The organism is Paenisporosarcina sp. TG20 (assembly GCF_000286315.1).
GTDB lineage: Bacteria > Bacillota > Bacilli > Bacillales_A > Planococcaceae > Paenisporosarcina.
Window position 1 is genome coordinate 26281 of sequence record NZ_ALJG01000350.1, and the last position, 10353, is coordinate 36633.

Annotated in this window: 15 protein-coding genes; 13 read left to right on the forward strand and 2 right to left on the reverse strand. The window is 37.0% G+C overall.

Annotation, left to right across the window (positions count from 1 at the left end):
- Positions 1-67: 67 nt before the first annotated feature.
- From greA (B371_RS0117055) to mtnN, 4 genes are all read left to right on the forward strand, one after another.
- On the forward strand, positions 68-541 hold the full coding sequence (gene greA / locus B371_RS0117055; protein ID WP_019415527.1) for a transcription elongation factor GreA: 474 nt from the start codon (positions 68-70) through the stop codon (positions 539-541).
- A 231-nt stretch (positions 542-772) separates the two neighbouring features.
- Positions 773-1246, forward strand: coding sequence for a transcription elongation factor GreA (greA, locus tag B371_RS0117060; protein WP_019415528.1), 474 nt, complete (start codon positions 773-775; stop codon positions 1244-1246).
- 216 nt (positions 1247-1462) lie between these two features.
- Positions 1463-2155 carry a YrrS family protein gene (locus B371_RS0117070; RefSeq protein WP_019415530.1) on the forward strand — a complete coding sequence of 231 codons (693 nt, stop codon included), beginning with the start codon at positions 1463-1465 and terminating at the stop codon, positions 2153-2155.
- A 60-nt stretch (positions 2156-2215) separates the two neighbouring features.
- Positions 2216-2914, forward strand: a complete 699-nt coding sequence (mtnN, locus tag B371_RS0117075) for a 5'-methylthioadenosine/S-adenosylhomocysteine nucleosidase (protein WP_019415531.1) — start codon at positions 2216-2218, stop codon at positions 2912-2914.
- Positions 2915-2921: 7 nt separating this feature from the next.
- On the opposite strand, the gene sigK is transcribed toward mtnN, so the two are convergent.
- Entirely contained in the window at positions 2922-3668 is a 747-nt protein-coding gene (gene sigK / locus B371_RS0117080) for an RNA polymerase sporulation sigma factor SigK (protein WP_019415532.1), read from the reverse strand.
- An 85-nt stretch (positions 3669-3753) separates the two neighbouring features.
- Positions 3754-4293 carry a CDP-diacylglycerol--serine O-phosphatidyltransferase gene (gene pssA / locus B371_RS0117085; RefSeq protein ID WP_019415533.1) on the reverse strand — a complete coding sequence of 180 codons (540 nt, stop codon included), beginning with the start codon at positions 4291-4293 and terminating at the stop codon, positions 3754-3756.
- 91 nt (positions 4294-4384) lie between these two features.
- Here pssA and B371_RS0117090 point away from each other — a divergent pair, with 91 nt between their 5' ends.
- The 9 genes from B371_RS0117090 to B371_RS0117130 are packed head-to-tail and all read left to right on the forward strand — an operon-like array spanning position 4385 to position 10186.
- The gene (locus B371_RS0117090; protein ID WP_019415534.1) at positions 4385-5167 is read left to right on the forward strand and encodes a phosphatidylserine decarboxylase; all 783 of its coding nucleotides are present in this window, start codon (positions 4385-4387) and stop codon (positions 5165-5167) included.
- Positions 5168-5201: 34 nt separating this feature from the next.
- Positions 5202-5723: a YqeG family HAD IIIA-type phosphatase gene (locus B371_RS0117095; protein ID WP_019415535.1), complete on the forward strand. Its 522-nt coding sequence runs from the start codon at positions 5202-5204 to the stop codon at positions 5721-5723.
- Positions 5720-6823: a ribosome biogenesis GTPase YqeH gene (gene yqeH, locus B371_RS0117100; protein WP_019415536.1), complete on the forward strand. Its 1104-nt coding sequence runs from the start codon at positions 5720-5722 to the stop codon at positions 6821-6823. The genes B371_RS0117095 and yqeH overlap by 4 nt, the downstream gene beginning before the upstream one ends.
- Before the next feature lie 12 nt (positions 6824-6835).
- On the forward strand, positions 6836-7678 hold the full coding sequence (gene aroE / locus B371_RS0117105) for a shikimate dehydrogenase (protein ID WP_019415537.1): 843 nt from the start codon (positions 6836-6838) through the stop codon (positions 7676-7678).
- Positions 7665-7964: a ribosome assembly RNA-binding protein YhbY gene (gene yhbY / locus B371_RS23065; RefSeq protein ID WP_083845002.1), complete on the forward strand. Its 300-nt coding sequence runs from the start codon at positions 7665-7667 to the stop codon at positions 7962-7964. Before aroE ends, yhbY begins: the two co-directional genes overlap by 14 nt.
- A 2-nt stretch (positions 7965-7966) precedes the next feature.
- On the forward strand, positions 7967-8536 hold the full coding sequence (locus tag B371_RS0117115) for a nicotinate-nucleotide adenylyltransferase (protein ID WP_026023112.1): 570 nt from the start codon (positions 7967-7969) through the stop codon (positions 8534-8536).
- On the forward strand, positions 8529-9098 hold the full coding sequence (gene yqeK / locus B371_RS0117120) for a bis(5'-nucleosyl)-tetraphosphatase (symmetrical) YqeK (protein WP_019415539.1): 570 nt from the start codon (positions 8529-8531) through the stop codon (positions 9096-9098). Before B371_RS0117115 ends, yqeK begins: the two co-directional genes overlap by 8 nt.
- Complete coding sequence (gene rsfS / locus B371_RS0117125; protein WP_019415540.1) at positions 9099-9449, forward strand: ribosome silencing factor; 351 nt, start codon at positions 9099-9101, stop codon at positions 9447-9449.
- Positions 9449-10186, forward strand: a complete 738-nt coding sequence (locus tag B371_RS0117130; protein ID WP_019415541.1) for a class I SAM-dependent methyltransferase — start codon at positions 9449-9451, stop codon at positions 10184-10186. The genes rsfS and B371_RS0117130 overlap by 1 nt, the downstream gene beginning before the upstream one ends.
- Positions 10187-10353: the final 167 nt, after the last annotated feature.

The window sequence follows — 10353 nt, forward strand, 5'->3', positions numbered from 1 at the left end:
GCATATTAAATCTGTACGAAGCATAGAATCTTTAGGATTCAGCAAGTATTTGAAGGAGTGAAAGACATTGTCAAACGAGAAACAATACCCAATGACCGCTGTTGGGAAAAAGAAATTATCGGATGAATTAGAATTTTTAAAAACAGTAAAGCGTAAAGAAGTAGTGGAGCATATAAAAGTTGCACGAAGCTTCGGAGACTTATCAGAGAACTCAGAGTATGATTCTGCAAAAGAAGAACAAGCCTTTGTCGAAGGACGGATTTCAACATTAGAATCCATGATTCGCAATGCTGTCATAATTGAAGATGAGAAAAATAACGATAAGGTATCTCTTGGGAAAAGGGTATCCTTTTTCGAACTTCCTGATGGCGAGGAAGAAACATATACAATCGTTGGTTCTGCAGAAGCTGACCCTATGGAAGGCTTAATTTCAAATGATTCACCTATCGCTAAAAGCATACTTGGCCGTTCAGTGGGCGAACAAGTAAAAGTACAAACTCCAGCTGGCGAAATGGACGTTAAAATTATATCAATAAATTAATATGAATAACAATCCACTCCCTGTACAATGGGTGTGGATTTTTTCAGAATTAAGAAAACATAAGTTTTAAACTAGCTAAACCTTATAATAAGTAGCGGTTATGCCTACCTAGAAGCGCCTCCTGGGACCCTTAAGGGGGATAGAAAGGCGGATTTTAAGTCTTTCATCCTTCGTGAACCGGTCTAAAAAAAGACGGCGCTATGCGCTTTTCTTATTGCAAAGGGGATATCAATGACAATTGAAAAAAAACAATCCATCACGCAGTTCGGTCTAACAAACTTACAGGAAGAGTTAGATTATTTGAAATCGATAAAACGTAAAGAAGTGATTGGACGCATTAAAGCATCTCGTTGTTATGGATTAATTGAAAACTCCGATTATGAAACGGCTCGTGAAGATCAAGCGTTTCTAGAAAGTCGTATCTTTACTATTGAAACAATAATTCGCAATGCAGTGATTATTGATCCGTCTAAACATGACTCCGACGTTGTCCAAATAGGTTGTACAGTGACTATTCAAGAAATTCCAGGTGGAGAATTTGAGACGTACACTATTGTTGGTTCAGCAGAAGCGAACCCACTTGAAGGCCGCATTTCTAAAGATTCACCCATTGCTCAAAAAGTTTTAGGGAAATTGGTCGGTGAAGAAGTAAATGTAAAAATACCGAGTGGGAAAATAACTATACGAATTGTATCGATTACTTAGGACTTAGGATGTAATTGGATGATAATGAAATTGGAAAAGTTGCAACCAAATTCAATGATCTCGATCTGTGTTCATGAGGGAGTAATTTGGTATTATCCCATTCTAAAGAAAAGATGGCTTCTTTTTTTCAAATGAAACATTTCTTTAACACTTTCGTCTAATTAATAGCTGTATTTATGTTATTATTTTGTATAGTAGATAAGGGGAGGTCCGAAGATGACAAACAACCAGCGTCGATATACCTCGAGAAGTAACCGACCAAATAAACAGAATAGCACAAACAAGATTCTAAATGTGCTTATAGCTGTTGTTGTCGTACTGATTGTAATTACCGCTGGATTCATTTTCCTTGGTAACGATGATCCAGAACTAGCTGACAATAAAAACAATACAAAAGATACTGAGTCTACCGTTAGTAACGCGGAAGAAGGGTCCAAAAAAACTGATGACCCAGAGACAGATACTCAAAATGAAGAAACTGTAATTGGATCTGAAGAAGTTGTGCCAGAAGAAGAAACTACAGAGGGTAATGAAGAAGAAACTACGACTACTACAGGTGGAACAGTTACTTCAACGCCTACAAATGATCCACTAGTTGCAGAAAGAATTGTTAATACTGCATGGAAGCCCATTGGTACATCACAAACAGGTGAACATACCTCTGTTTATCAAGAGGGACATTTGGACTGGAGTGAAAAGTTACAAGCACTTGCATATACAACAGGGTTATCTGAAAGCAATATGATTGTTTGGAGAATTGAAAATGGCGGAGGTCCACAAAAATCCGTTGGTATCGTATCGTCAAATGATAAAGAAGAAAAGTATCGTGTGTATTTAGCATGGGTAGACGGTGAAGGATGGAAACCTGAAAAGCTTGAAACCTTAAAAACATTGGACGGCGCTTATTGACTTTCAGCGCCGCTTTTATTATTTTTAGGGAAGTGTTTTGTAAAACGAGGAGGACTTTAATTGAAAATAGCCGTTATAGGTGCGATGGAAGAAGAAGTTGAAGCATTACGTTTAGCCATTCAAAATCCAAAAACTACAGTCATTGCAAACAGTGAATATACTGAAGGTGTATATGCCGGACATGATATCGTATTACTAAAGAGTGGTATTGGAAAAGTAAATGCGGCGATGTCTACATCAATTTTACTGCATCATTTTAAGCCTGATGCAGTTATTAACACAGGTTCAGCAGGGGGTTTTGATGCGGAACTTGAAGTAGGAGCAATTGTTATTTCTGATGAAGTACGTCACCATGATGTTGATGTAACTGCTTTTGGTTATGAAATGGGACAAGTTCCTCAACTCCCAGCAGCTTTCATTTCTGATGCTAAACTGCGTAAAATTGCGGAAGAGGCTGTAGAAGAATTGGGACAACTTCAATTTGCAACCGGACTTATTGCAACGGGAGATTCGTTTATGAGCGACCCAGAACGTGTTAACAGCGTTCGAATGTATTTCCCTCACATGAAGGCTGCAGAAATGGAAGCAGCTGCTGTTGCGCAAGTTTGCTATCAATTTAAAGTGCCTTTTGTAGTCATTCGTTCTCTATCTGATATTGCTGGAAAAGAATCTTCGATTAGTTTTGAGGAATTCCTACCAACAGCCGCTAAACACTCTACCGAAATTGTTTTAAAGGTAATTAGCAAATTGACAGTATAATTTATATTTAAAATAAAGAATGGCGATTAGGATCTCTGTCAATATCAATATCAAGAGAGTTATTCTCGTGTTTAAACAATTGATACAACTTTACCAACGCGCGCTTTTCAATTCGAGAGACATAGCTCCGAGAAATATTTAATTGCTTGGCGATTTGTTTTTGAGTCATGGTTTCAAATTGATGCAAACCGTAACGACGTTCGATAATTTCAATTTCGCGTTTTTCTAATTTGTCTAAGTGTCGATACAACCTTGCCATTTGCTCTTTTTGTTCCAAGGTTTGTTGGGCGGTATCATCGTCGGTTTGGAGCAAATCGGTGATTTCGAGTGAATGGCCATCTTTATCAGTACCAATTGGTTCATAGAGCGAGACGTCTTTTTGGACTTTCTTTTGAGAACGTAAATGCATGAGGATTTCGTTTTCGATGCAACGAGCAGCGTATGTGGCGAGTCGGGTTTTTTTATCTGGCGTGTAGCTTGCAACAGCTTTCATTAATCCGATGGTTCCGATTGAAATGAAATCATCAAGTTGTTCGTGTTTGGGATGAAATTTTTTGACGATATGTGCAACAAGTCGCATATTACGTTCAATTAATTCATGTTTGGCTTCTTCCTCACCAGCTAAACAACGTTTCACATAAATTGCCTCTTCTTCTTGGGATAGGGGCTTTCGGAATGCCTGACCTTTCAAGTAACCGATAAAAACAGGAATCTCAAACCATAACTGCATGACAGCAGACAATAATCCACTCATGATGAACGTGCACCTCCATGTCGTCTTTTGTCACTATATGATAGAGGTGTAGAAAGAATGAAAAAACGACCACAATTTGTGGTCGTTACACTTTTTTGATTGTAAAATTACTAACCATTAGAATTGCCAATATAGGCAACAAAAACATATACAAGACTAAAGGAAATACAGACATACCAAAATATGAAAGCGTTAGAAGAGTACCTGCAGCGGTAATTGGAAGTCCGATAAAGTAGCTACTCGATTCCATTGTATTAAATCGAGCTAAGCGAAAAGCACCGCTAGAAATATAAATGACAGTAATGACCATGCCAGCTACTCCAAATTCAAATAAAGCAATCATATAAATAAGAATTGCAGGAGCAACTCCGAATGAGATAATATCACTCATTGAATCAAGTTGTTTTCCAAGTTCTGATTCTTGACCAAATTTTCGAGCAATTATACCGTCAAAACGGTCTAATAAAGCTGCAATAAATATAAATAGCACACTATAGCTGTATGATTCATTTAATGTGGTCATGATTGAGGCACCACCAAAAGATAAATTTCCAATGGTAATCATATTTGCCGTATTGACTTTCATTTTTTTGATTGTGTTATCCAGTCGTTGAAATAAAAACATCGGACAAACTCCTTAGTGTTTATAGATATCATTTAATTATACTTCTTTCAGGTAAGAAAAGGTAGAACATAATTAGGTTAGGTGGGATAATATGAAACGGAAAGTATATCAAATGTTAATTGAATTGACTAATGGAAGATGGTCCTCGCAAGCTATTCAACGATTTGCCAAATCAAGCTTGAGTAAAAAAGTAATTCCATCTTATATTCGTACATACGGAATACAAATGCACGAAGTTTCACAATCTATTGAAACCTTTCCAACTTTGCATGACTTTTTTATTCGGGAAATCGATTCCAAGCATCGCCCAATCGCAGATGGTGAATTGGTCGCAAATAGTCCTGTAGATGGAAAAGTGGAATCTGTAGGTTCTATCACGTCGACTGGCACGTTTGTAGTAAAAGAGAAATCGTATACAGTGACTGATCTTCTAGGTAATGCTGAGCAAGCACTGTCTTACGTAAACGGTACCTATATGGTGTTTTATTTAAGTCCAGCTGATTATCATCGAATTCATAGTCCGGTCAACGGTCATGTCAAAAAACAATTGACGATTGGTGAAAAATCGTACCCAGTGAATCAATCTGGCCTAACTTATGGGAAAGCCCCGATTAGTGGGAATTATCGTCAAATCACACATTTAATATGTCCTAACCTCAAAAAATGCGCTGTCATTAGTGTTGGTGCAATGTTCGTGAATTCAATTCAAATTACCAATTCATCAAGAGACTGGAAAAAGGGTGAAGAAATTGGTTACTTCACTTTTGGTTCTACAGTTGTTTTACTATTTGAAAAAGATGCTTTTCAAATGGATTCATCTATCACTGCAGGTAGTAGGGTCCGAGTGGGTGAGATAATCGGGAGTATGGTATAATCAGTACAGAAAATGTTGAACGGAGTGTGTCACGGTGTACAAAAAATTTTTACCAAGTGAATTTGTTAATAGTGTATTTGACATTTCACCTGAGAAATTACTTAATAAACAAATACGTGGAATTATAACAGATTTAGACAATACACTTGTCGAATGGGATCGGCCAGACGCAACACCAAAACTTGTGAACTGGTTACAAAGCATGAAAGCCGCAGGGATTCAGGTGATTATTGTTTCTAATAATAATGAACTAAGAGTTAAATCTTTCGCTGATCCACTTGGGATTCCATTTATATATAAAGCACGTAAACCGATGGGGAAAGCGTTTCGTAAGGCACTTAACTTAATGGATGTGAAACGTGAAGAAGTTGTCGTAATAGGAGACCAACTTCTAACTGATGTTGTAGGTGGTAATCTAATAAAGTTGCATACGATCTTAGTAGTGCCAGTAGCTAAATCGGACGGATTTTTCACAAGATTTAATCGATTGGTAGAGCGCAGGATTTTTAAAACGTTAAAAAGAAAAGGTTATGTTACTTGGGAGGAAGAAGTTTGACAACTATACAATCTTGTATTGGATGCGGAATTCACATACAAACGGATGATATCAAAGCACCTGGTTATGCACCAAAATCTTCATTGGAAAAAGAAACGATCATTTGCCAGCGTTGTTTTCGCTTAAAAAATTATAATGAATTACAACCTGTTTCTTTAACAGACGATGATTTTTTACGTATTTTAAACAGCCTTGGAAATGAACAAGGACTAATCGTGAAAATCATCGATATTTTTGATTTTAATGGTAGCTGGTTACCTGGTTTGCATCGCTTTGTTGGAAATAATCCAATTTTACTAGTGGCCAATAAAGTAGATTTGCTACCTAAATCAGTTAAAAAACATCGTGTAATTAAATGGCTTCAACAAGAAGCAAAAAAATTAGGATTGAAACCTGTCGAAGTCATGTTAGTAAGTGCACATAAAGGTACCGGCATGGTTGAAGCGATGGAAGCAATTGATCGTCTTCGCGAAGGTAAAAATGTCTATGTAGTTGGCTGTACAAACGTTGGTAAATCAACGTTTATAAACCGTGTCATCAAACAAGTAACTGGCGAAAAAGAAGTAATTACAACGTCTCATTTCCCAGGAACTACACTTGATTTAATTGAAATTCCACTTGATGATAATCAATCTCTTTACGATACGCCAGGGATTATTAATCACCATCAAATGGCGCATTATTTAGATTCGTCTGAACTTAAATGGATTACACCAAAACATGAAATCAAACCGAAAATATTCCAACTGAATAATGGACAAACATTATTCTTAGGTGGTTTAGCTCGATTTGACTTTCTACAAGGCGAACGCTCATCATTCACGGTGCATATTTCAAATGAATTAAATATTCATCGTACGAAACTGGAAAATGCAGACACCTTATATGCGGAACATTTAGGCGCTATGCTAGCACCACCATCTACACAATTCAAAGAACAATTCCCACCGCTCGTTCGTCGTGAGTTCTCCATTAAAGCGGAGAAGACGGATATTGTATTTTCAGGTTTGGGGTGGATTACCGTTAACCAACCCAATGTGGTTATCGCAGCATATGCACCTAAAGGCGTAGAGATACAAATTCGTCCATCGCTAATTTAGGGGGGAATGGAATTGAAAAAATGGTATGCTGTTATCGGCGATCCTATTTCTCACTCCATGTCACCACAAATGCATTGTCAGTGGTTCGAGGATCTAAAAATAGACGCCACATATATTCCTTTGCATGTTAAGGCAGAAGAGCTAGCTAATGCTGTTCAATCATTAAAATGTTTAGGCGCAAGTGGTTGGAATGTGACAATTCCTCATAAAGAGACAATTTTGCCTTTATTGGATCGAATCGATTCGACTGCTGCAATAATGGGCGCTGTGAATACAGTCGTAGTGGAAGAGGATAAAACATTAACCGGATATAATACGGATGGCATTGGGTTTGTAAATTCTTTAGAAGAAGCAATCGGTCCAATGCTGAAAGAACTTCCGGTACTAATTATAGGTGCTGGTGGAGCTGCACGTGGGATTGCATTTGCATTAAAAACCCAAGGATATACAAGTATATCTTGTGCAAACCGCAGCATTTTAAATGCACAACGTCTGATTGATGATGTAGTAGGTGTGAGAGCGTTGTCACTTGAACTAGCTGAAGAGGAACTAGCTATGTTTCAAATTATTATACAAACAACACCAGCAGGTATGAAATCTTCTAAAATAGACAAACCGTTGTCTCTTAAAAATATAAGATCTTCAGCAATTGTTGCTGACATTGTGTATAATCCATTATTGACACCATTTTTGGCGGAAGCAAAAGATCGAGGAGCACGTTGTTTAAGTGGAGTGGGGATGTTCGTACATCAAGGAGCTTACTCATTTCAAAAGTGGACAAATCGCAAACCAGATACGAAGCAAACCATAGAGCAAGTCAAACTAATACTAGGAGGTCCACATGTTAACAGGTAAGCAAAAACGTTTTTTACGAAGTGAAGCACATCATTTATCCCCTTTATTCCAAGTCGGAAAAGGTGGAGTAAATGAACATTTAATTAAGCATATTGAAGAAGCAATAGAAACTCGTGAACTAATCAAAATCAGCATTTTGCAAAATTGTGAAGACGATAAGCAAGAGGTAGCTGAACAACTAGCAAACGACACGAAATCCGAACTGGTCCAGTTGATTGGTTTAACAATTGTGTTATACAAACCTTCAAAAAATAATAGAAAAATCGTCTTACCTACAAAAGGATGACGATAAAAAAAGTGTGCATTTTTGGTGGAACCTTTAATCCGCCACATATTGGACATTTAATCATGGCAAATGAAGTATTTCATGCACTTAATTTTGATGAGATTCGGTTTATGCCAAATGCCAAACCACCTCATAAAGAATCAACACATCTTGTGACCGGTGAACATCGTATTAAGATGTTAGAGCTTGCTACTCAACCATTTCCATATTTTCAAGTTGATACACTTGAAATTATGCGGGGAGGTGTATCGTACACATTCGATACGATGCAGGAATTGCAAAAGCGTGAACCGCAAACACAGTTCAGCTTTTTAATTGGTGCGGATATGATTGCTTATTTAGACAAATGGTATAAGATTGATCAGCTTGTTGAACATTTCCATTTGATTGGTGTTCATCGATTAGGATACCAAGGAGAACAAGCAAAATATCCGGTAACAATAATTAATGCTCCACTAATTGACCTTTCTTCAACGTTATTACGAAATCGTTTGAAAGAAAGAAATGATGTTACTTTGTTAATTCCTGAAAATGTACAAACTTATATTCGCCAGGAGAAATTGTATGAATAGAAATCTAATGTTAAATTCTATAAGAACAAGAATGCCTGAAAAACGTTATGTACATACTATAGGTGTAATGAATACTTCGATTCGATTAGCGAAAGTTTATGGAGGTTCTGAAAAAGATGTGGAACTTGCTGCAATTTTGCATGATGTCGTGAAATATTCAGACCGTGAATGGATGAAGAAAGTAATAGTGGAACAACAAATGGAGCCAACCTTACTAGCATTTCATCATGAGCTGTGGCATGCTCCAGTTGGTGCATACGTTGCTAAACATGAATTTGATGTAATGAATCAAGATGTATTAAATGCAATTTGCTATCACACCACAGGACGAAAAGGCATGAGCAAACTTGAAAAAATTATTTATTGTGCTGATATGATTGAACCTAATCGCCAATTTCCTGGTGTTGAAGATTTAAGACAGCAGGATGAACTCGGACTCAACGAATTAATGAAAGCTTGTATAAAGCATTCTATTGAATTTTTAATTACAAAAAACCAACCGGTATATCCGGATTCCATTCATTGTTATAATGATTTGGTTACACGAAAGGAAAATGACTGAATGACAGAGCCAACTTTATTAGAATTATCATACAAAGCAGCAGATGACAAACGTGCTGAAGATATCATCGTATTAAATATGAAGGGTGTATCTTTACTAGCAGATTATTTTATCATTTGTCATGCAAATTCTGACCGTCAAGTACAAGCTATTGCAAAAGAAATGGCAGATCAGGCTGAGAAATCTGGTTTCCCTGTTAAACGTTTAGAAGGATTTGACGCGGCACGCTGGATATTAGTGGATATGGGTGATGTGGTAGGACATGTCTTCCATAAAGATGAACGCCAATTTTATAATTTAGAACGTTTATGGGGAGATGCACCAATCATCTCTGTAGATACAGAAGTGTAATGTCTAGTTATAAAGAGTTTGCTCATATTTACGATGCATTAATGACCGATATCCCATACGATAAGTATGTTGATAAGGTTGTTTCAAGTGTTGAAAATGTAAAAGGTAAATCTTTATTAGACGTCGGCTGTGGAACTGGAGTCCTGTCTGCGAAATTTGCAGAACAGGGTTTTCTTGTTCAAGGCGTAGATCTTTCTGGAGAAATGTTAGCAATCGCCTCAAATCGATTTCAAAAAGAAGGCTTAAACATCCCTTTATTTCATCAGAGCATGACTGAATTAGATGGATTTCAAGAAGTGGATGTCGCAATTCTTGCGATCGATTCGCTAAATTACCTGGAAGATGAAACACAAATTCTGCAAACGCTTCATGGAATTTATAAGTTATTAAAAGAAGGTGGTCATCTATTTTTTGATGTTCATTCTATTTATAAAATGGATGAATTGTTTTTAGATGGACCATTTACATATGAAGATGAACATGTTGCTTATATTTGGCATACTGAAAATGGGGAATTTCCTCATTCTGTTTATCACGATTTAACGTTTTTCATCAAAAATAGTAATGGAACATATGACAGGTTTGAAGAAAGTCATTTCCAACGATCATATGATGTAAGTTCCTATCTTGCATTTTTAAAAGAGGCTGGATTTTCACATGTTGAGGTAACTGCTGATTGGGAGGCTCAATCTCCTGAAAATGATACTGAACGTATTTTTTTCCATGCGATAAAATAATAGTCGTTTTGATTAAGCGTTACTCTACTAACGTTCCCAATAAGTTTATAGGTACTACAAATTAAGGGCTGTCTAAAAAGTCATAGAAAATGACTTTTTGGGCAGCCCTCTTTTCATATAAAAATAACGCTGTCGATTTCCGTTTCAGTCGGACGCTTTCCGCGGGC